Below are 21,142 nucleotides of genomic sequence, written 5' to 3'. Positions count from 1 at the left end.
TACGCTACAGCAGCTCCAAAAGACGGCTTTGAACGCCCTCCGTATCTTCAGGCGTCCTGCAGATGATTAAGATCGTGTCATCTCCGCAAATCGTGCCCATGATTTCTTCCCATTCGAGATTATCCATCAGAGCGCCGATTGCCTGAGCATTCCCCGGCATCGTTTTTAATACGATCATATGGCTTGCTGAGTCAATTTTTACGAACGCATCCATTAATGAACGCTTCAGTTTTGACAGCGGATTGAACCGCTGATCCGCCGGCAGGCTGTATTTGTAGGAGCCGTTGTTTGTCGGCACCTTTACGAGATGCAGCTCTTTAATGTCTCTGGAGACAGTCGCCTGAGTTACCTTATATCCTTCTTCTCTCAGCATGTCAACTAAGTCATCCTGCGTTTCAATCTCATGGCTTGTAATAAGCTCTCTGATTTTTATATGCCTTTGGCCTTTTGTCATGTAAGCACCTCTGTTTTCAAGCTGTTCTTGTCATTATGTTAACCGCTTCTTGATAAAAAGTACATGATGGCAGAAAAAAGGAATAATAGCCCCCTATTATTCCGGTACATCTGTCTTTTTGGCTTTTAATGTCTCATGTGCTTCGCGGACGGTACGGAGAATGTCTTCTTCCGGCAGTTCAGCGCCGTTTCCGTCTTCTCCGCCCCATTCCAAATGAAGCAGAAACTCAATATTGCCGTCTCCCCCTGTAATCGGTGAGAAGGACAGTCCTTTCACTGTATATCCTTCAGAAGCGGCAAATTGATTCATGCGGCGGAGAACGTCAGTATGAACACCGGGATCTCTGACAATGCCTTTTTTTCCGACGGATTCCCGTCCGGCTTCAAATTGCGGCTTCACCAGTGCGATACAATCGCTCCCCGGTACAAGCAGCGTTTTTAAAACCGGCAGAATGAGGCGGAGTGAGATGAAAGAAACATCGATTGTCGCAAATTCCGGCAAACCCTCTGTGAAATCGGAAGGCTCGGAATAGCGGAAATTCGTCCGTTCCATGACGACGACCCTCTCGTCCTGTCTGAGCTTCCAAGCAAGCTGATTATAGCCGACATCCACTGCGTAGGACCGCTCGGCTCCGTTTTGGAGGGCGCAATCCGTGAATCCCCCTGTAGACGAGCCGATGTCAATCATCGTTTTGCCTTTTACCGAGACGGGAAACACTTCCAGAGCTTTTTCAAGCTTTAATCCGCCTCTGCTGACGTATTTAAGAGGGTTTCCTTTTACCGTTAACGGAAGATCCCGGGCGATTTTTTCACCCGGTTTGTCCAATCGGTTTTCATTTGAGTATACGATGCCCGCCATAATGGCGCGTTTCGCTTTTTCCCGCGTTTCCGCAAGGCCTTTTTCTACAAGAAGTACATCTAATCGTTCTTTTTTTGCTGTCATGATCCAATTCCTTTATGTGTCTTCGGCGGCATCAGCAGTTTGATCCGGTTCATAACCTCAGCCTTCGTGAGACCGATTTCTTCAAGCAGGGCGGTTACGCTGCCGTGTTCAATAAACCGGTCTGGGATGCCCATTCTGTCAATCGGCGTATGATACATGCCGAGGTCATGAGCGTATTCAAGAATCGTGCTGCCGAATCCGCCTTCAAGCACGGCTTCTTCTATCGTTAAAATCGGCAGACCTTCATTAAGAATGGCCTTCATCAATTGTTTATCAATCGGTTTTATAAACCGCGCATTCACGACACGCACGGACAGGCCTTCTTTTTGCAGTTCTTCAGCCGCTTCCAGCGCCATTTCAATGGTCGTACCGAATGTTAAAATGACCGCGTCTTTTCCGGGACGGAGCACTTCCCATGTTCCGATCGGAATGGTTTTCAGCTCTTTATCCATCTTTACGCCGAGCCCGTTCCCGCGCGGGAAGCGCATCGCGATCGGACCCTCCTCATAATTAAGGGCTGTATTGACCATATGGCGGCCTTCATTTTCATCCTTCGGCATCATTAAAACGAGGTTTGGTATATGCCGCAAAAAGGCGATGTCAAAGACGCCTTGATGCGTCTCCCCGTCAGCGCCGACCAAACCGGCGCGGTCAATGCCGATAAACACATTCGCGTTTTGACGGCAGATGTCATGGACGACCTGATCGTACGCCCGCTGCAAAAAGGTCGAATAGATCGCAAGAAACGGCTTCATACCCTGAAGCGCCATTCCAGCCGCCATCGTCGCCGCATGCTGTTCTGCGATTCCGACATCAAACATGCGTTCAGGGAATTCTTTCGCAAACCCTTCCAGTTTGGAGCCGACCGGCATGGCCGGTGTAATCGCGACAATTCTGTCATCCTCGCGCGCCAGCTCCTGCACGGTGCCGCTGACAAGTCCGCTCCATGAAGGCGCCGCGGCTTTCGGCTTGACGAAATCACCCGTATTGATTTTATAAGGACCCGTTCCGTGCCATGTGCCGATTGTGTCGGTCTCAGCCGGTTTATAGCCTTTGCCCTTTTTCGTAATGACATGTAACAGGACAGGGCCTTTCGTTTTTTTGGCGTATTGCAGGTTTTCAAACAGTTCGTGGTAGGAATGACCGTCAACCGGGCCTAAATACGTAAAGCCCAGCTCTTCAAAAAACATGCCTGACACAAGCATATATTTCAAACTGTCTTTTATCCGTTCAGCTGTGGCGGCCAATTTTCCGCCGACGGCCGGGATGCGCTTAAATAAATATTCAAGCTCGTCTTTTACCCATTGATATTTGCCGGCCGTGCGAAGCCGTCCCAGCATAGAATGAATCGCCCCGACATTCGGCGCAATGCTCATCTCATTATCATTCAGGATGACGATCATGTCTTTCTTCTCATCACCGATATGGTTCAGCGCTTCAAGCGCCATTCCTCCGGTTAAAGCGCCGTCTCCGATAATCGGGATGATATATTCTTTCGATCCTTTAATATCACGGGCGGCAGCCATTCCCATCGCGCCTGAGAGCGAGGTTGAGCTGTGCCCTGTTTCCCATACGTCATGTTCGCTTTCGCTGCGTTTCGGGAAACCGCAAAGCCCTTTATATTGGCGCAAGGTTTCAAACTCCTTGCCGCGTCCGGTTAACAGTTTATGAACATAGGACTGATGTCCGACATCCCATAAAAATTTATCTTTCGGACTGTCAAATTCTTTGTGAAGCGCAATTGTCAGCTCGACAACCCCAAGGTTCGGCCCGATATGGCCGCCAGAGGCAGACAGCGATGTGATGAGGAAATTGCGGATCTCCTCACTCAGCTCTTCCAGCTGTTCAATTGACATCTTTTTAAGAAATGACGGGTCCTGTATTGATAAAAGATCCAAAGCGGATCAACTCACTTTCAGCATGAATTTCTGCAAATTAAACAGTGTCTTTTTGAAAAAAGAAAAAGACTCCCTTTGTATTTTCATCGAAACTGCTTACATTTTACCATAGGAGCGGCAGCCCCTTCAAATCAGGACCGTTTTTAATGATCTCTCGCCGCGATTAAATCACAGAGGTCATGCAGCAATTCTTTCTGAAGAGAAAGGCCGCTGATGATCTGTTTCGCCTCGCTTATATGATACGCAAGCTTTTCTTTCGCGCCTTCAAGCGTTAAAAGCGACGGATACGTTGACTTTTCATTCGACGTGTCTGAGCCGACCGGTTTGCCGATCCTCTCCTCATGCCCTTCAATATCAAGGATGTCGTCTCTGATTTGGAATCCGATGCCGATATGGCTGCTGAACAGACGGAGCTTTTCGACTTCATCCTCCGGCGCATCTGCCAAAATGGCGCCCGCCGTCACGGAAAAACCGAGGAGCTTGGCCGTTTTCCGCTCGTGGATGGATTCCAGCTCCTCAAGCGTTATCCGCTTTTGTTCCGCTTCCATGTCGGCAGCCTGTCCGCCGACCATTCCTTCCGTTCCCGCCGCGCTGATCAGCTCATCGACGAGACGGAGCCGTTTTTCTGCTGAAACCGCCTCAGACACATGAGATGTGATCAGTTTAAAGCTTTCTGTCAGAAGCCCGTCTCCGGCCAATACGGCTGCCGCTTCTCCGAAGACTTTATGGTTTGTGGGCTTTCCCCGGCGCAGATCATCATCGTCCATGCAAGGCAGATCATCATGGATTAAAGAATACGTATGAATCATTTCGACAGCGCATCCGACCGGAATCCCGTCTTTTTCATCTTTTCCGTAAGCATTCAGAACGGCTAAGACGACGAGGGGGCGCAGCCTCTTTCCGCCCGCTTCCAAAGAATACAGCATAGATTTTTTGAGGGTTTCCGGCATCGCAAGCCGTTCTGTATACAAAGAAAGCTGCTGTTCAATCAGTTGTTTGCGCGATGCTAAAAATGCGTCCAGTTTATTTGTCACCTTCGTCTTCCTCCTGAACGCTGAAAGGTGCAAGTTCGCCGTTATCTTTTAAAATAAAGTCCATTTGCTTTTCAACATGCTGAAGCTTTTCATGGCACATTTTTGAAAGGGCCATCCCTTCCTGAAAATAATTAATCGCCTGCTCCAGCGGCACGTCTCCTTCTTCAAGCTTTGCCACAATGCCTTCAAGGCCTTTCATCGCCTCTTCAAATGTCAGCTCTTCACTTTTTTTGGTTTCTGTCATTATCGTTCGCCTCTCTTTTGCAATACTTCACACGTCAGAACGCCGTCTGTCATCTTTACTTCTAGCGTATCATTTTGTTCCACTTGATCAACGCTTTTGATCAGCTCTTTGTCTTTATAGGCCAGGCTGTATCCTCTCTCCATCACCTGAAGCGGACTTAATGCATTCAGTTTACCAAGAACCGTCTGAAACTGCGAATGAAGCTGCTTCAGCTGGACATTCATGCTTCGGGCGAGCTGATTTGAGCGCTCCTCGTACCGTTTTTTCGCCTGTTTCAGCTGGGTTTCAGGGTGGAGCGCCGTTAATCTGTACGTATTCCGCTCCAGCTGCCTTTGTTTCCTGTCCGTAAGCCCCGTGAGCTGTGATTGGAACTGCTGATACAAAAGGTCAAACTGCTGTTCTTTTTGGGTATACAATCGTTTCGGAAAACGGAACGCGTAGGATGACTGGAGCGATTGAACCCGTTCTTTTTTCTTGCTGATATGCTGCTGCATCGCTCTTGTCAGGCGGACTTCCGCCGTTTTTGTCCGTTCCATTAAGTCCGTCGTGTGGGGGACGGCGATTTCTGCCGCTCCTGTCGGCGTTGCCGCCCGGATATCTGCGACGAAATCACTGATTGTAAAATCTGTTTCATGTCCGACGGCTGATATAATCGGAATGGCGGAAGCAAAAATCGCCCGGGCCACGATTTCTTCGTTAAATGCCCACAATTCTTCGATCGAGCCCCCTCCCCTTCCGACGATCAGGACGTCACACATTTTTTGTGCATTGGCTTCTTCAATGCGCTTCACAATCGATCTGCTGGCATTTTCACCTTGAACGAGCGCGGGAAGCACAATGACTTTCACAAGGGGGTATCTTCTTTTGAGTGTGGTAATGACGTCTCTGACGGCTGCTCCCGTCGGTGACGTGACGACCCCGATCGTGGCCGGAAAAGCGGGGATGGCCTGCTTATGCCGGTCATCAAACAACCCTTCGCCGGCAAGTTTTTTCTTTAATTCTTCATATGCTAAGTAGAGCGCCCCCACACCGTCCGGCTGCATTTCTTTCGCGTACAGCTGATAGCTTCCGCTCGGTTCATAGACGGAGATGCCGCCTCTTACGATGACCTTCATTCCGTCTTCTGGCTTAAACGCAAGCCTCGAACTTTGCCTCTGAAACATGACGGCCTGCATGCGGGCATGCTCATCTTTTAATGTAAAATAGATGTGGCCTCTCGTATGAATTTTAACATTGGAGAGCTCACCCTTAATCCAAATGTCTTCAAGATGAGGGTCCACATCGAATTTTCGTTTAATGTATTTGGTCAGCGCGGAAACCGTGACATATGCCGCTTCACTCACATCCTGCACTCCTTTCATAAAGGCTTTTTGCCCTAAACTAAGAAAACCCGCTCTGGCTGAAAGGAGCCTTAAGAAGCGGGTATCGTGCTCATTGTCACACTTTTTGTGACTGTCTCCGGTTATCTATGATAACGTACGTCTGGCAGATTTAACAGTATTATGCGCAAGCATTGTGATGGTCATCGGACCTACTCCGCCCGGCACCGGCGTAATGAAAGATGCTTTTTCTTTCGCTTCATCAAACTGAACGTCTCCGCAAAGTTTTCCGCTTTCGAGACGGTTGACGCCGACATCAATGACAATGGCGCCCTCTTTGATTTGATCGGCTTTGATGAAGTTCGCTTTACCGACCGCTACCACAAGAATATCTGCTTTTTTCGTATGCTCAGACATATTTTTCGTCCGGGAATGGCAATATGTGACGGTCGCGTTTTCGTTCAGCAGCAGCTGGCCGACCGGTTTACCGACAATATTGCTTCGTCCGACTACAACAACTTCTTTGCCGGAAAGATCTACGTTCGTCTTTTTCAATAACTCGACAATTCCGTGCGGCGTGCATGGAAGAAATGTATCTTCGCCAAGCAGCATTTTCCCGACGTTGAGAGGGTGGAAACCGTCAACATCCTTATCAGGGGAGATCCGCTCGATTACGGCTTTTTCAGAAATATGATCCGGGAGCGGCAGCTGGACGAGAATGCCGTGGAATTCCGGATTTTGATTATACTGATCAATCACTGTTAAAAGCTCCGCCTCGGTTAAGCTTGAGTCAAAGCGGTCAAGCTTAAATTTCATTCCCATTGTTTCAGCGGCTTTTTTCTTGCCTGTCACATATGAAACAGAAGCGGGATCGTCTCCGATTAAAATGACCGCCAAGCCAGGCACTACGCCTTGTGCTTTCAGCTCTTCTACTTCTTTTGCCAATTGTTCGCGTTTTTCTTTAGCCGTTTCTTTTCCGTCGATGATTGTTGCAGTCATTTTCTTTCCTCCTATGATTCGATATCAGTTTTAATGTTAGAAAGAACCCCGTTTACGAATTTTGCAGCTTTATCGTCGCCGAACCGTTTTGCCAGCTCGATTGCTTCGTTTAATGACACGTTAGCAGGAATGTCGTCAGAATAAACCATTTCATACACCGCCAGACGCAGGATCGCGCGGTCTACGTTTGCAATCCGGTCAAGCTTCCAATTGACGAGATGGCCGGAAATCATTTCATCAAGCTGAACCTGATGTTCGATCACTCCGTACACCAGCTGTTCAAAGAAGGCATCTGTTTTTTCACCATCAAGCGCGTGCTCAATGGCATCGTTCGGTGCAATATCGCTGACATCAATCTGAAAAAGTGCCTGCAAAGCTTTTTCTCTAGCTGTTCTTCTTTTCATTTTCTTTCTCCTTCAGATCCGCTTTATCCGCTTGTCGTTAAGCTTAAAGAGATCATAACATATTTTTTTCTCAATCGCATGTCGAAATTTAGGTTTTTTACCCTAATGCCGAATATTTTCACAAAACGCATTAATTTCATTCGGATTTCACAGCATGAAGAAACTCGGCTGCCGTTTGTAAGCCGGCTTTCTTCATGCCTGAAATGACGGGAAACGTATAAAAAACCAAAGGGCTGCCCATCCCCTTGGTTTTTATACGCTCATTACATTTCTTCGTCGATTTCGACTTCTTGGGCTTTCGTGTCAAATTGAATGCCGACGATATGAATATTGATTTCATTAATGGTCAGAGACGTCATGTTTAATAAGGTTTGGCGGATATTCTCCTGAACGCTTGCCGCCACTTTCGGGATCGAGATCCCGAATTGAACGACGCAATAGACGTCGATGGTAATCCCGTCATCGGCTAAATCGACCTTTACGCCTTTGCCGTGATTGATTTTGCCGAAGCGTTCTACGACGCCCGTGGCGAAATTGCCGCGCATTTCAGCAACTCCTTCAACTTCGGAAGCGGCGATGCCGGCAATGACTTCAATGACCTCAGGAGCAATTTCAACCTTGCCTAAATGAGCCTCATCATGATCCATTTTAAGCACACTGTTGTCTTCCATTCAATTCACCTCCCGCAAAAATTATGAGCCCATTACATCATATGTTTCTAAAAACTTTGTATTAAACTCTCCGCTGACAAATGTTTCGTGTTCAAGCAGTTTCAAATGGAACGGAATCGTCGTTTCAATACCTTCAATCACGAATTCGCTCAGCGCGCGTTTCATCCGTGCGACTGCCTCATCACGCGTTGTTCCGTATGTGATGACTTTAGCAATCATACTGTCATAGTACGGCGGGATCGAGTAGCCGGGATATGCGGCTGAATCCACGCGTACACCGAGTCCGCCCGGCGGCAGGTACATGTTAATTTTACCGGGTGAAGGCATGAAGTTTTTCGCAGGGTTTTCAGCGTTGATGCGGCATTCAATCGCCCAGCCGTTAAATTCAACATCTTCCTGTCTGAGCGAAAGCTCCTGTCCGGATGCCACTTTGATCTGTTCTTTGATCAGATCCGTTCCCGTCACCATTTCTGTGACAGGGTGCTCTACTTGAATACGCGTGTTCATCTCCATGAAGTAGTAGCGCTGTTCTCTGTAGTCATAGATGAATTCTACTGTGCCGGCTCCCGTGTAACCGACGGCCTTCGCTGCTTTTACCGCTGCTTCACCCATCTGCTCCCTGATTTCAGAATCAAGCGCAGGTGACGGTGACTCTTCAAGAAGTTTTTGCAGACGTCTTTGGATAGAACAGTCACGCTCTCCGAGATGGATCGTGTTTCCGTAATTATCCGCAAGCACCTGAATTTCAACATGGCGGAAATCTTCTATGTACTTCTCGATGTACACACCCGGATTTCCGAATGCCGTAGCGGCTTCCTGCTGGGTAATCTCAATGCCTTTGATCAATTCTTCTTCTGTGCGTGCGACCCGGATGCCTTTTCCGCCTCCGCCCGCAGTGGCTTTTATAATGACAGGATACCCAATTTCACCTGCAAGCGAAACCGCTTCTTCCGTATTTTTTATGATTCCTTTTGAACCGGGCACAATCGGCACGCCCGCCAGCTGCATCGTGTCGCGGGCGATATCTTTTGTTCCCATTTTTGAAATGGCGTCAGCCGTAGGGCCGACAAACGTTACGTTTAATTCTTCGCACAGCTCGGCAAAGTCGGCGTTTTCAGCTAAAAACCCGTATCCCGGATGAATCGCATCCGTGCCGGTCAGCTTTGCGACGCTGACGATGTTCGTTACATTTAAATAGCTTTCTTTTGATGTTTTCGGCCCGATACAAAAAGCCTCATCGGCCATTTGGACATGCAGGGCGTCTTTATCTGCCTCAGAATAAACGGCTACAGTTTCAATGCCCAGCTCTTTGCAGGCCCGGATGATTCTGACGGCGATTTCTCCTCGGTTGGCGATCAATAGCTTTTTAATCATAATAGCAGGTCTCCTTACTCAGCTTTTACAAGAAATAGAGGTTGTCCGTATTCGACCAGCTGGCCGTTTTCAACTAACACTTCAACGATTTCTCCTTTTACTTCGGCTTCAATCTCGTTAAAGAGTTTCATTGCTTCTACGATACAAACAACTGTATTTTCGCTCACTTTTGAACCTTGGTTTACGTAAGGGCCGGCTTCCGGCGATGAAGAAGCATAAAACGTTCCGACCATCGGAGACGTAATTTTGTGCAGGTTTTCGTCTTGTTTCGGCGCTTCCTGAGCAGGAGCGGCTTCACTCGCTTCCGGTTTTGCAGCCTGCGGAGCAGGTGCGTAAGCGGCGGGAACGGCTTGGGCTTGTCCCGTTACATTCACTGCCGGCGCTTCATTTTTTTTCAGTTTGAGGCTTACGCCTTCAATTTCGTAAACAAATTCGTCGATGGAAGATTCATCGATTCTTTTTATCAGTTCATGAATTTCGTTGATTTTTAACATCAGTTTCCACTCCTATGTATAAAAAATAGAAATTTATGGGTTGCTACTAAAAGTACATACTATGTTTATCTTACAGGAGCGCTTGTGTAAATTCAACACTGATCTAAAATGACATCAGAAAAGCCCGCAGCGGGTGCGGGCGGTTCAGGTCTCTTATTTTGTCGGTTCAAACGTGACGGCGACGTCTTTCATCGTCTTGATTTCTTTTTCCACCAGGTCAATGATAGCGGAAGCTTTTGCGTTTGAATGTTTGTCAGACATGACGGTAATGTTGATTTTGTCTCCTTCAGCATCCACGAGCGCATCTTTGTAGCCTTGTGTTTTAATCAGCGTTTCCAGCTGTTTTTCCGTCCCTTCAGCATTGCTCAGCGCCGTCATTTTATCGTAGGCTTCGCTTTTTTCCTTTGCGGTCGCATCATCGCTTGAAACAATGCTGTTTAACTGTTCCCTTTCTTTGCTTCTCGCGTCTTCAAGCTCCATGCGGTATGCGGTAAATAAGTTTTCATCAGCTGTTTCTGTGGCGACCGATCCGTCTTTGTCCGAAGCTTCGGCTGATGTTTCTTTATCCTCTTTTGTGCCTTTAGAATCTTTCGTTCCTTTTGTGCCGTCTTCTTTTTCCGTGCCGCTTCCGCTCTTATCTTTCGTTTCAGGAGCCGGCGTTTTTTCAGTGGCGACTTCTCCGCTGCTTTTTTCGCTTTTCATCTGCACGGCATTTTTGCTTTCCGGCGACATAATATAATAAACACTTAATACCACGACGAGACTGAGCATTGTTAAAAGCCAAACCGTTTGTTTTTTCAGCATGATTTATGAATCCTCCTTGATTTTTTTAGGGGCAACCGCTACACGATAGCTCGGAACATCGAGCACCCTTGTGACGGCATCAATGATGGTTTTTTTTATTTGAACGTTGTCCACTCCCTGAGCGACAACGAGTACACCGCGGATATCGGGCTTTTTCGTCTGGACGACGACCGGGGTTTCCTGGTCCCCGTTTCGAATCATGACAATTTGTTCTTCAGAGGTTTGATCGGTTACGCTTCTTTTGCCGCCTTCTTTATCGGTTTCTTCAGTGGTGGTGTCTTTTTTCGTTTTATTTTTCTCAAACACTTTCAAAGATGTTGCGTCTACGTTTACGACAATTGAGACATCCTCCACGCCGATAATCGTTTCAAGGATTTCTTTCAGCTGGTTTTCATAGTCTCTTTCGTAATCATCGATCGTGGTTTTTGCGCTGCCGTCTTTCGATGCCTTAAAAACGGGTGCGCTTTTTTGCCCGCTTTTGTCTTCCGTTCGGCCGGACATGACGGTCTGCACCGCTTGGTCCTTCCCGGTATTCTCCGGTGAAGAGAACAGCTGGCTCACCAGCATAAAAGATACCCCGAGCACAAACACGAACAGAAAGTAATGATATTTTGTCAGTTTTGGTTTTTCTCCGTCTTTCGCCTGTCCGATCATCAGCTGTTTTTTGAGTATGGTCCATAGTCCGTTTTTATTCATGGCCGTTTTTCTCCCCGCCTTCCATATAAACCGTAATTTTCTCACTGCCGATTTCCCATATATCCGCAAGTTTTTCTTTGATGTCTGCGGCCTCTTTTTTGTCGGCTGCGCCTTCCGGTTCGTATTTGCGGTCTGTGCGGATGTCGATCGGTGCGACGGTTTGCACGGTTTTTTCAGAAGATGGGGCCATATACACGCTGATCGTTTTTACATCTTCTTCTGAACGAACCTGTTCTTCCGCTGTAAGGCGGATGTCGTCTATTTTGTATTCGTCATGACTGAACATCTCCTCCGCTTTCTTTTTTAGTTGGACAGCCATTTCTTCTAAAACATATGCGCGGTTTGATGCTTGTATTTCTTTTTTTTCTGATTTAATTTGATTTTTTATATCAGCGGATTGAGATTGCTCTTGTTTTGTCAAATAATCGAAGATGATTTCCGGGTCTGTTTTGAAAAGTTTGAATATCGGGTTGAGCATGACAATGATTAACAGCAGACTGACAACCATCTTTGCGTATTTTTGCATACTGGAGCTGGGCAGCAGCATGTCGATGACGATGGCGAATAAGATAAATAAAATAATGCTTGTCAGCCATTCTGTTAAAAAGCTCATATCCAATGGGCCTCCTTTATTTCATCATCATGGTGAGGTTGCCTGCTGTAATAATGACTGTGATGCTGAGGAAAAACATGAGAGAGACGATGGCGAGCGCCGCGAAAATATACAGTACGCTTCTGCTGATGACGCCGAGGCACGTAATGACGGGCCCGCCTCCGAGCGGCTGCAGAATAGCGGCCGCGAGCTTATAAATAAAAGCGAGCGAGAGCACTTTGATCGCCGGAAACGCGGAGATGCAGATCAAAATTCCGACTCCGAGGATTCCCACGGTGTTTTTTAATAGGAGCGAGGCGCTGATGACCGTATCCGTCGCATCCGTAAACATCCGGCCGAGCACGGGAATAAAATTGCCTGTTATAAATTTTGCAGTCCTGAGAGTAATCCCGTCCGTCACGGCAGCCGAAGCCCCCTGTACGGAGATGACGCCGAGAAACACGGTGAGAAATACGGCAAGCGCGCCGATCGCGATATTTCTGAGCAGATTGGCAAGCTGCGTGACTTTATATTGATCCGTCATCGTGCTGACGATGCTTAAAATCGCTGACAGGAAGATAAGCGGCATGACGATGTTTTGAATGAGAAGGCCGCTCGTATTCATCAGAAATAAAATAACGGGGTGAAAAAAAGCTGCGGAAACGGCTCCCCCGGAAGACGCCAAAAGCGCAAGTAAAAGCGGGATGAGCGCGAGAATGAAGCTTGTCATCGTCTGGATCGCTTCACTGGCATAATTAACGGCAACATGAAAGCTGTTTAAAGCGAGAATAATCAGCACCATGTAGACGATTGCATAAGCCACTTTGCTGACGGTGCTCTGCTGGAACGCATTTTGCAGGAGCTGCAGAATGACACAAAAAATGGTGAGAAGAATCAAAGTTCCCAGAAGCTTTCCGTTTGCGAGCACTTCATGAAACACGTATGAAAATAAAGCCTTCAGCCATGCCTCCGGCGAGAACGTTTTTTCTCCGTTAATAAAGTCGACGATGCTTCCCTTTTGGCTTTCAGGCAGAAGACCGCCGTATTCTGTCATGATGTCGTCCCAAAACTTTCCGATGCCTTCTGTTTTCAGCGCTTCGGCCTGCTTTTTCGCCACTTCATCAGCGGATTCTTGGTGAACTGCGGTTTCCTGCGACGCACCGTCTGTTCCGGCAGCTTGTACACATTCAGTCTGAAAAAATAAGAGGATGAACAAAAAAGCTCCCGCCCACCGAAAGCGCTTCATTTTTTGTGCCCCCCCCTTTCCATTTTATTTATAATCAAGAAGGAATAAGTCCGAGAATCGTTTCAATAATGACGGTGAGTATCGGCACGGCCATTACCAGTATCAAAATTTTTCCGGCCAGCTCTATTTTCGAAGCAATCGCTCCCTGGCCCGCATCCTTTGTAAGCTGCGCTCCGAATTCAGCGATGTAGGCGATGCCGATAATTTTTAAAATGGTTTCCACATAGACCATATTGACATTTGCATTGACGGCTATTTTTTCTATCATTCTGATAATGTCGTAAATCTGGTCGATGAGATAAAGAAAGATCACGCAGCCGCTGAAGACGACAATCATAAACGCGAAAGTCGGTTTCTGTTCTTTTACGATCAGGGAGAGAAATGTGGCGATCAGGCCTAAACCTACAATTTGAACAATCTCAATCTGTAAGCCCCCCTATCCTTGGAATAGAAACACAGCTTTGATCTTTTTGAACAGGTCATCGACAATCGTCGCCACCATAAATAAAATATAGATAAAGCCAAGCAGCGTCACCCACTGGGCGTATTCTTTTTTTCCCATTTGATCAAGTATGGTGTGCAGAAACGCAACCACGATACCGACTCCGGCGATTTGAAAAATGACATTTACGTCGACTCCCATTTTATGTTTGCTCCCCTCATGTTTACATCAATAGAAGAATGAGTAACAGTCCGGCTAAAAATCCTAAGCTTTTCACCATTTTTTCATTTTTCGCCTGCGCCCGTCCGGCATCCGCTTCCGCCGCTTCCAAATGTGTAAGCGCAAGCTTGATATGTTTCTGCTGAGAAACACGGTCATGGAGCCCGAGCGTCTCTCCGAATTGCTTCAGCACATCATATTCGCTTTTTTTCATCGCCATGGACGACCAATTATGTTTCAAGCTCTGTTCCCAAGCCGTTTTGGCGGAATCGCTTCCCTGCTCAAGCCTTCTGCTGAAAGCTTGAAACAATAACGATACAGGTTTGGAAAGCTGTGCGGCAATTTGTCCCGAGGCGGTATGCAGCGGTGTATGCCCGAACATGATTTCCGCTTCAAGCGATTGGAGCGCCGCGCGCAGCTGACGGATCTGCCTCGGCCTTTCTATATACATTTTGGCGATCTCAAATCCGGTCCAAGTCGTCGCTGTCAGAATAAACACGGCACCCAAAAGCTTCAGCATGTCATCACGCTTTCAGCATGCGGAACAGGTTCCCCGTCCTTTCCGTACATCCTGCTGATCGTTCCCGGACCGCGGCGCCTTGACAGTTCAACATACCGGTCAAACACGTTTTCCTCCCAAAGCATTTTCAGCGACGGCCTCTTTACCAAGTCTTTCATATTCCACCCGTGCGCAGATACGATAACGGATACGCCCGCATGGAGCGCCTCCAGCAGCGCTTGTGAGTCTTCCATTCTCCCGATTTCATCCACAATTATGACATCAGGACTCATAGAGCGAATCATCATCATCAGCCCTTCCGCCTTCGGACAGGCATCAAGGACATCGATTCTGCGGCCGAAACTGTGCTGGGGAATGCCCCGCAGGCAGCCGGCAATTTCCGAACGTTCATCTACGATACCTGTCTTTTTTGCGGGAATGCGTTTTGATCCGGTGCTGGAAAGCCGGGCCAAATCACGAAGCAAGGTCGTTTTCCCCGTTTGCGGAGGACCGATGATCAGCGTATTCAGCCAGTTTTCTTTCCATAAGAAAGGAATGAGCGGTTCTGCGATTCCCAGCTTCTCCCGGGCGATTCGGATATTAAAAGAAGTAATATCCCGGAGTCCTTTGACGGCTCCGTTTTCGACGATGACTCTTCCGGCCAGCCCCACACGGTGGCCTCCTCTGATTGTGATATATCCTTTTTTCAGCTCTTCTTCCAGCGTGTACATACTGTAATTGCTGAGCCGGCTGAGGATCAGCTGTGCGTCGCCGGCCGTACAGACATATGACAAATACAAAGGTTGTCCTTTTTGGATCAGTTCAACCGGCCTGTCGACGCGGATTCTGATTTCTTCTGTATCCCGTCTCGCTTCTTCGGGCACAGCGGAGATGGCATCTCTCAATAATTCAGGGAGAACCTCTGTAATCTCATTCAATAGAGTCTCCTCCTTTTTTACCGATTGGCTTCTTTAAAATGTATGATCCGGGACAGACTTTATGACACCCCGGCCCTCTATTTATGCACACCGGCCAAAATCAGCACCACTCCCGCAAAAATCAATATTAATTTTGCATATGAGAGCTGTCCGGCAATCTGATAAATGCCGATCGTCATTGTGATGATAAAGATCAGCGGGCCGACGATTGCCAAAATACTATTCACCACAACCGCCTTTCTGATGTCGTTTGTCAAAAGCATGATAATAGCGGCCGATAATTCAATGAGCGAGGACAAAACTCGTAAACCGGCCATCGTTAAAACAGTAGAATTGATTGAACCAAACAAAAATTTCATTGCAATCCCCCAACTTCAAGCATTTTGTTACACTATATGCTCTAGCTGACGGAAGTAGTCTCACTATTTTCATATAGAAGAAAGATTCAGGCAGAACGCAAAAAAAGCCTGCCCCGTAAAAGGAGCAGACTCCGAATTTCTTTGACTACGCTCTTGACACGTAAGAGCCGTCTGATGTATTTACAACCAGCGTATCGCCTTCGTTCACGAAAAACGGTACGTTTACGACAAGGCCTGTTTCCGTTTTGGCAGGTTTTGTGCCGCCTGACGCCGTGTCGCCTTTAATTCCCGGCTCTGTTTCAACAACTTTCAGTTCAACTGTGTTCGGCAGTTCAATACCGAGCGTTTCAGACTGATACATCATGATGTGCACAGACATATTTTCCAGAAGATATTTCAATTCTTCTTCGATTTGGTTTTCGTTCAATTCAAGCTGTTCATATGAGCTTGTATCCATGAACACGTGCTGATCGCCGTTGGCATAAAGATACTGCATCGTTTTTGTTTCGATTTGAGCTTTCGCGACTTTTTCACCTGCACGGAATGTTTTCTCCTGAATAGCGCCCGTGCGGAGGTTACGCAATTTAGAACGGACAAATGCCGCTCCTTTTCCCGGCTTTACGTGCTGGAAGTCAACGACGCGCCAAATGCCGCCGTCTACTTCAATCGTTAGTCCTGTACGAAAATCGTTAACTGAAATCATGTTTGATGTCCTCCTATATTCCGATCACAAAATAATTAATTCTTTAGGGGAATGCGTAATTGTCCGGTTGCCGTCGTCAGTGATGATGATATCATCTTCGATTCTTGCGCCCCCAACTTCCGGTATGTATATGCCCGGCTCAACCGTTACCGCCATGCCCGGCTCAAGAACGGCCGATGACCTGAAAGACAGCCCCGGTGATTCATGGACTTCCATTCCGAACCCGTGTCCTGTCGAATGGCCGAAATACTGTCCGTAGCCTTTTGCAGTGATGTGATCCCTCGTCAGGGCGTCCGCTTCTTTTCCCGTCATGCCGGGTTTAATATGCAGGACACCAAGCGCTTGGGCATCGTATACGACCTGATAAATCTCTTTCAGTTTATCACTTGGCTCTCCGACCGCGACGGTGCGTGTGATATCAGAACAATAGCTTTTATAATAAGCGCCGAAATCGAGCGTGACCAAGTCTCCCTTTTCAATCAATTTGCCGCTTGCCACTCCGTGGGGAAGGCTGGATCTGACTCCCGAGGCGACGATCATATCAAAGGAAGAGCCGTCTGCTCCTTGACGTCTCATATAAAATTCAAGCTCGTTTGCAACTGAAATCTCTGAGATGCCCGGTTTGATAAACGTCAGAATATGTTCAAACGCATCATCCGCAATCTTCGCAGCTTCCTCTAATATCTTAATCTCTTCACTTGACTTAATCAAGCGCAACTTTTCAACGGAATCCGCGACGGGAACCATCTCCGCTTCCTGCAGCACCGCTTGGTAGGATGCATATGTTCCGTACGTCATGCTGTTTTGCTCGAAGCCGAGTTTTTTAATGCCGTACTCAAGAATCGTATCCGCAGCCGTTTGGATTAAGCTTCCGCCGTGCTCGATAATGTCAAAACCCTTCACTTGCGTCTTCGCCTGCTCGGTGTAACGGAAATCCGTGATAAATGCCGCACGTTCTTTCGATATGACCGCAAGGCCTGACGAACCCGTAAATCCCGTCATATACTGCAGATTGGCGGAGCTTGTCACCAACATTCCGTCTATATCCAGCTGACCGAAAAGATTTCGCAATTTCTCAAGTTTCATTCCCTTTCTCCTCCTCGCCGATTCTTGACTGCCGCCTGACAACGCGGGAGCATCCCCGCCCGGTTTTCAGCATAAAAAATGTTCACTTCTCGTGAACATTTTACCATACCGGACAGGGATTATACACTTATTCACTTGTTGCCAAGCGCCCTTGCAAGCTTGTCTGACGTAAGTTCATTGTAGTTGAAGGAAATTGAGTAGCCGACAAACAAACCGTACAGAATGTAAAGGCAAAGCGTCGTCACGATTGTATCTGATTTCAATTCAGTGACGGATTTCACATCTTCGAAAATCGGATTGAATAAGAAAAAAACCGCACACCATAAAATGACGCCGTACACCATCCCCGGCCACATGGTTTTAAAACGTTTCAGGCAGACGAAATAAATAAACGCCCCGGCAATTGAAATGAATCCGATGACAACGATGCTGACCATCGTGCCGAGCCATTGTTTTTTCCATTCTCCGATCATAAACGGCTGAAGAATCATGTTGGGGCTGATCTCTGAAAAATGAAAGACATACCCGAGATAGCCGATCAAACTCCAAAATACACCGCCGGCAAATCCGATACCGCAAATTCTGCCGGTAAATGAAACAGGCTGCTGATCATCATCCTGCTTCTTTTTTTCTTCCTGTTCTGAATGTTTTTCGCTTGTCATCATGGCACCTCCAGTCATAGACTGCCCCAAAATTGAAAAGTCATAAAAAGCTGCGCCATATTTTCATTCAATGAGTAAAATCTAAAGAAACGGGGTATACTGCATGTAGAAAAAGCATTGATTTTCCGGCTGTCTAACTAGAGGTTTACCGCGGTTTCCTGTACAATAGAGTGAAAGGAAATGGTTAGTAAATCCTAAAAAAACAGGCAGGTTGATAAACAATGTCCAAACAAAAAACGCCCCCTGCTTACGGCGGGCAGGCTGTCGTTGAAGGGGTCATGTTCGGCGGCAGAAAAAATTATGTTACCGCCATCCGCAGGAATGACGGAAGCATTGATTTTTTCAAGCTTCCGAGAGTGCCGAACGCCAAGCTTTCGGCTTTAAAAAAGATTCCTTTTTTGCGGGGAATCGTCGCCATCATTGAGGCGAGCGCCAACGGCACAAAGCATTTAAACTTTTCCAGCGAACGTTACGGGCTTGATCCTCAAGATGACGCAAAGCTGGAGCAGGAAGATAAGAAAGGTTCGGGCTTATCGATGTTTTTCAGCCTGGCGGTGATCGGCGTTCTGTCGTTTTTGTTCAGCAAATTCGTTTTTACGCTCGTCCCGGTCTTCTTAGCGGAGCTTGTAAGGCCCGTATTTTCCTCAGACGCCGCGCAGATCGGAATCGAAAGTCTGTTTAAGCTTATTCTGCTTCTCGGCTACATTTATTTTTTATCAATGACGCCGTTAATTAAAAGAGTGTTTCAATATCATGGAGCCGAACATAAGGTCATAAACTGTTATGAACAGAATTTGCCAATTACAATAGAAAATGTTCAGAAACAGTCACGGCTTCATTACCGTTGCGGTTCAAGCTTTATTTTATTTACGATCATTGTCGGCATGTTCATCTATTTACTCGTTCCGACAGATCCGCTTTGGGTGCGGATTTTAGACAGGATTGCGCTTATACCGGTCGTTCTCGGCATCTCCTTTGAAGTACTCCAGCTGACGAACAGAGTGCGGAATATCCCCGTTTTGAAAGTGCTCGGTTATCCCGGCCTGTGGCTGCAGCTTTTAACGACAAAGGAACCGGCGGATGACCAGGTCGAGGTTGCCATAGAAAGCTTTAACGAGCTTCTCAGACTGGAAGACATTTCAGAACAGAGCGAAAAACCGTCTCACAACGTAATCTGAACCGTTACCGTTATTATTTTGGAGGTGGGCAGTTATGAATCATCGTGTACAACCTTTTTTTGCTGTATTGATAGCGCTTGGCGCATTCGGTTTCATTTATGCGGCGGTAACCAACCCCGGGCAAATGATTTCAAGAGCGATCACCGTTATTATCGCAGGCATCATTATTTATTTTATCGTGAGGACGGTCCTGAACCGCCGCACCGGCCGTGACGGAACCGCTTTCAGAAAAGCGGCCAGACAATCGCGGCTCCGAATGAAGGAGCAAAAAGCGAAGCACCGCGCCGGACACAGAGGCCGGGTCAGCCATTTGCGTAGCGTGCCGAGCAGCAGCAGACCGAAGCCGATGATTCTTAAGAAAAAAAGCCAGACCCAGCTTACCGTCATAGAAGGCAAAAAGAATAAAAAGAAAAACAGAGCGCTTTTTTAATAGCTCCATTGCTTCAAAAATTGCTCTGTTCTGCTTTTTCCTAGCTCAATGAGAGCTAGTTTTTTTTGCGGTGTGAGATGAAACTCCGTCGCCATCACATGTTCCACCGGAATAAAAATAATATTTTGTTCGTACTTTGTCGCGATATGCCTGGCATCATGAGCGTCTTTCATCGTTTCAAACAAAGCCCCGAACAGCTCAAAAGCGTTGCGGATTGATTTTTTCGGGCGCTCTTTTTCGTTGGGCGAAAGCGAAATTCCGACGACCGGCCGTTTGCGTTCTTTTGAATACAGCCAAATCGGGAAATTGCTTAACACGCCGCCGTCAACAACCGTTGAGGTGCCTTTTTCTGTCTTCAGTTTTATCGGTTCAAAAAAATAAGGAATGCTGCAGCTCATTCTGACGGCTCTGGCAACCGGGAACATCTCCGGATTTAATCCGTAGCGGGGAAGATCGTCAGGAAGCACGATCATCGTTCCGTTCGTCAGATCTGAAGCGATGAGACGGAGCGAGCCTTTTTTCAAATCGCCGAACGCGATGATGCCCTTCGCTTTTAATTTATCCGCAATCCATTTTTCCAGCATATCGCCTCTGTATAGTCCGAGGCGCCAATATATCGACACCCACCGCAGGATTTTCAGCGGGAGGAATGAGTATCTCTGATCAAGCAATTGCCTTCCGTCCACCTCATCTATGATGGAATGAACCTCTCTGCTCGTATAGCCCGCAGCGATAAATGCGGCAATAATTGCGCCGGCGCTTGTTCCGGCGAGCCTTTCAAAGCGAAAGCCCTTTTCTTCCAGCGCTTCATAAGCGCCGGCAAGCGCCACCCCTTTTATCCCCCCGCCCGAAAATACGCCGTCAATCTGCATAGCGCGCCCTCTCCCTTCCATCTCAAGGTGTATTATTATTTTAAGAAACGGCTGGGCGAAATAGACCAAAGAATGAAGACATTAAAAAAAGGGCGCCCCATTTCGGGCTGCCCTTTATTCACCGGGATTTTCGGTTTTTTTCTGTACGGATTTCAATTCTTTTTTCCGGCTTTCGTCATCTTCGAAATACTGAACGAGGTCGCCGATGCGGTCAATGCTGTTCCAGCTAAGATGATGTTCGATTCCTTCAACATCATTGTAAATCTTCTCTTCATCAACACCAATGATTCTTAAAAACTGCTCAAGCAATTCGTGTCTGTATACGAGCCGTTTGCCGATCTTTTTGCCTTTTGACGTCAATACGAGCCCGCGATATTTTTCATAAATCAAATACTCGTCTTTATCTAGTTTTTGAACCATTTTCGTTACAGAGGAGGGGTGGACTGCCAAAGCTTCCGCGATATCAGAAACCCGTGCATATCCTTTTTCTTCTATCAGCATATAAATCTGTTCAATATAATCTTCCATACTTGGTGTTGTCATAAGTAACCCTCCCAAAAAGCACCTTAACTTTATAAACCAT

General features: G+C 47.2%; 27 protein-coding genes. 2 read left to right on the top strand and 25 right to left on the bottom strand.

Annotation, left to right across the window (positions count from 1 at the left end):
• Nucleotides 1-4: 4 nt before the first annotated feature.
• The 23 genes from ahrC to D5S11_RS08145 all read right to left on the bottom strand — a co-directional run bounded on the left by ahrC (nucleotide 5) and on the right by D5S11_RS08145 (nucleotide 18,079).
• On the bottom strand, nucleotides 5-454 hold the full coding sequence (gene ahrC, locus D5S11_RS08255) for a transcriptional regulator AhrC/ArgR (RefSeq protein WP_003153173.1): 450 nt from the start codon (nucleotides 452-454) through the stop codon (nucleotides 5-7).
• A gap of 96 nt (nucleotides 455-550) precedes the next feature.
• Nucleotides 551-1,396 carry a TlyA family RNA methyltransferase gene (locus tag D5S11_RS08250; protein WP_007612503.1) on the bottom strand — a complete coding sequence of 282 codons (846 nt, stop codon included), beginning with the start codon at nucleotides 1,394-1,396 and terminating at the stop codon, nucleotides 551-553.
• Entirely contained in the window at nucleotides 1,393-3,294 is a 1,902-nt protein-coding gene (dxs, locus tag D5S11_RS08245; RefSeq protein ID WP_108724826.1) for a 1-deoxy-D-xylulose-5-phosphate synthase, read from the bottom strand. Before dxs ends, D5S11_RS08250 begins: the two co-directional genes overlap by 4 nt.
• A 143-nt stretch (nucleotides 3,295-3,437) precedes the next feature.
• Nucleotides 3,438-4,328, bottom strand: a complete 891-nt coding sequence (locus D5S11_RS08240; RefSeq protein WP_007408353.1) for a polyprenyl synthetase family protein — start codon at nucleotides 4,326-4,328, stop codon at nucleotides 3,438-3,440.
• The gene (locus D5S11_RS08235) at nucleotides 4,318-4,572 is read right to left on the bottom strand and encodes an exodeoxyribonuclease VII small subunit (protein ID WP_007408352.1); all 255 of its coding nucleotides are present in this window, start codon (nucleotides 4,570-4,572) and stop codon (nucleotides 4,318-4,320) included. Before D5S11_RS08235 ends, D5S11_RS08240 begins: the two co-directional genes overlap by 11 nt.
• Nucleotides 4,572-5,915 carry an exodeoxyribonuclease VII large subunit gene (gene xseA, locus D5S11_RS08230; protein ID WP_007408351.1) on the bottom strand — a complete coding sequence of 448 codons (1,344 nt, stop codon included), beginning with the start codon at nucleotides 5,913-5,915 and terminating at the stop codon, nucleotides 4,572-4,574. The genes D5S11_RS08235 and xseA overlap by 1 nt, the downstream gene beginning before the upstream one ends.
• A gap of 123 nt (nucleotides 5,916-6,038) precedes the next feature.
• Complete coding sequence (gene folD / locus D5S11_RS08225; protein WP_007408350.1) at nucleotides 6,039-6,890, bottom strand: bifunctional methylenetetrahydrofolate dehydrogenase/methenyltetrahydrofolate cyclohydrolase FolD; 852 nt, start codon at nucleotides 6,888-6,890, stop codon at nucleotides 6,039-6,041.
• Between the two features lie 11 nt (nucleotides 6,891-6,901).
• Entirely contained in the window at nucleotides 6,902-7,294 is a 393-nt protein-coding gene (gene nusB / locus D5S11_RS08220; protein WP_007408349.1) for a transcription antitermination factor NusB, read from the bottom strand.
• A gap of 263 nt (nucleotides 7,295-7,557) precedes the next feature.
• Nucleotides 7,558-7,965 carry an Asp23/Gls24 family envelope stress response protein gene (locus tag D5S11_RS08215; protein ID WP_003153156.1) on the bottom strand — a complete coding sequence of 136 codons (408 nt, stop codon included), beginning with the start codon at nucleotides 7,963-7,965 and terminating at the stop codon, nucleotides 7,558-7,560.
• Between the two features lie 21 nt (nucleotides 7,966-7,986).
• Nucleotides 7,987-9,339 carry an acetyl-CoA carboxylase biotin carboxylase subunit gene (gene accC, locus D5S11_RS08210; protein WP_007408348.1) on the bottom strand — a complete coding sequence of 451 codons (1,353 nt, stop codon included), beginning with the start codon at nucleotides 9,337-9,339 and terminating at the stop codon, nucleotides 7,987-7,989.
• A gap of 14 nt (nucleotides 9,340-9,353) precedes the next feature.
• A complete protein-coding gene (gene accB, locus D5S11_RS08205) occupies nucleotides 9,354-9,833 on the bottom strand; it encodes an acetyl-CoA carboxylase biotin carboxyl carrier protein (protein ID WP_007408347.1) in 480 nt (159 codons plus the stop codon).
• A 153-nt stretch (nucleotides 9,834-9,986) separates the two neighbouring features.
• Nucleotides 9,987-10,637, bottom strand: a complete 651-nt coding sequence (locus D5S11_RS08200; protein ID WP_007408346.1) for a SpoIIIAH-like family protein — start codon at nucleotides 10,635-10,637, stop codon at nucleotides 9,987-9,989.
• Between the two features lie 3 nt (nucleotides 10,638-10,640).
• Nucleotides 10,641-11,333: a stage III sporulation protein AG gene (gene spoIIIAG, locus D5S11_RS08195; protein WP_007408345.1), complete on the bottom strand. Its 693-nt coding sequence runs from the start codon at nucleotides 11,331-11,333 to the stop codon at nucleotides 10,641-10,643.
• Nucleotides 11,326-11,946, bottom strand: coding sequence for a stage III sporulation protein AF (gene spoIIIAF, locus D5S11_RS08190; protein WP_003153146.1), 621 nt, complete (start codon nucleotides 11,944-11,946; stop codon nucleotides 11,326-11,328). Before spoIIIAF ends, spoIIIAG begins: the two co-directional genes overlap by 8 nt.
• Nucleotides 11,947-11,962: 16 nt before the next feature.
• The gene (spoIIIAE, locus tag D5S11_RS08185) at nucleotides 11,963-13,171 is read right to left on the bottom strand and encodes a stage III sporulation protein AE (RefSeq protein WP_108724825.1); all 1,209 of its coding nucleotides are present in this window, start codon (nucleotides 13,169-13,171) and stop codon (nucleotides 11,963-11,965) included.
• 34 nt (nucleotides 13,172-13,205) lie between these two features.
• Nucleotides 13,206-13,595 carry a stage III sporulation protein AD gene (gene spoIIIAD / locus D5S11_RS08180; protein WP_071392571.1) on the bottom strand — a complete coding sequence of 130 codons (390 nt, stop codon included), beginning with the start codon at nucleotides 13,593-13,595 and terminating at the stop codon, nucleotides 13,206-13,208.
• Between the two features lie 12 nt (nucleotides 13,596-13,607).
• Nucleotides 13,608-13,814 carry a stage III sporulation protein AC gene (gene spoIIIAC, locus D5S11_RS08175; RefSeq protein ID WP_003153142.1) on the bottom strand — a complete coding sequence of 69 codons (207 nt, stop codon included), beginning with the start codon at nucleotides 13,812-13,814 and terminating at the stop codon, nucleotides 13,608-13,610.
• A 22-nt stretch (nucleotides 13,815-13,836) separates the two neighbouring features.
• Nucleotides 13,837-14,352, bottom strand: coding sequence for a stage III sporulation protein SpoIIIAB (gene spoIIIAB, locus D5S11_RS08170; RefSeq protein ID WP_007408343.1), 516 nt, complete (start codon nucleotides 14,350-14,352; stop codon nucleotides 13,837-13,839).
• Nucleotides 14,346-15,269: a stage III sporulation protein AA gene (gene spoIIIAA, locus D5S11_RS08165; RefSeq protein ID WP_007408342.1), complete on the bottom strand. Its 924-nt coding sequence runs from the start codon at nucleotides 15,267-15,269 to the stop codon at nucleotides 14,346-14,348. The genes spoIIIAB and spoIIIAA overlap by 7 nt, the downstream gene beginning before the upstream one ends.
• Before the next feature lie 77 nt (nucleotides 15,270-15,346).
• The gene (locus D5S11_RS08160) at nucleotides 15,347-15,628 is read right to left on the bottom strand and encodes a YqhV family protein (RefSeq protein ID WP_003153124.1); all 282 of its coding nucleotides are present in this window, start codon (nucleotides 15,626-15,628) and stop codon (nucleotides 15,347-15,349) included.
• 145 nt (nucleotides 15,629-15,773) lie between these two features.
• Nucleotides 15,774-16,331, bottom strand: coding sequence for an elongation factor P (gene efp / locus D5S11_RS08155; protein WP_003153123.1), 558 nt, complete (start codon nucleotides 16,329-16,331; stop codon nucleotides 15,774-15,776).
• A 24-nt stretch (nucleotides 16,332-16,355) separates the two neighbouring features.
• On the bottom strand, nucleotides 16,356-17,417 hold the full coding sequence (locus D5S11_RS08150) for a M24 family metallopeptidase (RefSeq protein ID WP_108724824.1): 1,062 nt from the start codon (nucleotides 17,415-17,417) through the stop codon (nucleotides 16,356-16,358).
• Between the two features lie 131 nt (nucleotides 17,418-17,548).
• Complete coding sequence (locus tag D5S11_RS08145) at nucleotides 17,549-18,079, bottom strand: YqhR family membrane protein (protein ID WP_003153121.1); 531 nt, start codon at nucleotides 18,077-18,079, stop codon at nucleotides 17,549-17,551.
• A 221-nt stretch (nucleotides 18,080-18,300) separates the two neighbouring features.
• On the opposite strand from D5S11_RS08145, the gene D5S11_RS08140 reads away from it, so the two are divergent.
• Nucleotides 18,301-19,257 carry a DUF1385 domain-containing protein gene (locus D5S11_RS08140; RefSeq protein ID WP_007408341.1) on the top strand — a complete coding sequence of 319 codons (957 nt, stop codon included), beginning with the start codon at nucleotides 18,301-18,303 and terminating at the stop codon, nucleotides 19,255-19,257.
• A 34-nt stretch (nucleotides 19,258-19,291) separates the two neighbouring features.
• A complete protein-coding gene (locus D5S11_RS08135) occupies nucleotides 19,292-19,687 on the top strand; it encodes an SA1362 family protein (RefSeq protein WP_007408340.1) in 396 nt (131 codons plus the stop codon).
• On the opposite strand, the gene D5S11_RS08130 is transcribed toward D5S11_RS08135, so the two are convergent.
• Nucleotides 19,684-20,559, bottom strand: coding sequence for a patatin-like phospholipase family protein (locus tag D5S11_RS08130; RefSeq protein ID WP_053573201.1), 876 nt, complete (start codon nucleotides 20,557-20,559; stop codon nucleotides 19,684-19,686). The genes D5S11_RS08135 and D5S11_RS08130 overlap by 4 nt on opposite strands.
• A 114-nt stretch (nucleotides 20,560-20,673) precedes the next feature.
• Nucleotides 20,674-21,102 carry a transcriptional regulator MntR gene (gene mntR / locus D5S11_RS08125; protein WP_007408338.1) on the bottom strand — a complete coding sequence of 143 codons (429 nt, stop codon included), beginning with the start codon at nucleotides 21,100-21,102 and terminating at the stop codon, nucleotides 20,674-20,676.
• Nucleotides 21,103-21,142: the final 40 nt, after the last annotated feature.

It is taken from the genome of Bacillus sp. L75, assembly GCF_003676355.1.
Taxonomy (GTDB): domain Bacteria; phylum Bacillota; class Bacilli; order Bacillales; family Bacillaceae; genus Bacillus; species Bacillus velezensis.
The sequence above is the reverse complement of the archived record's forward strand: the minus strand, read 5'-3'. Positions and strand labels throughout refer to the sequence as shown.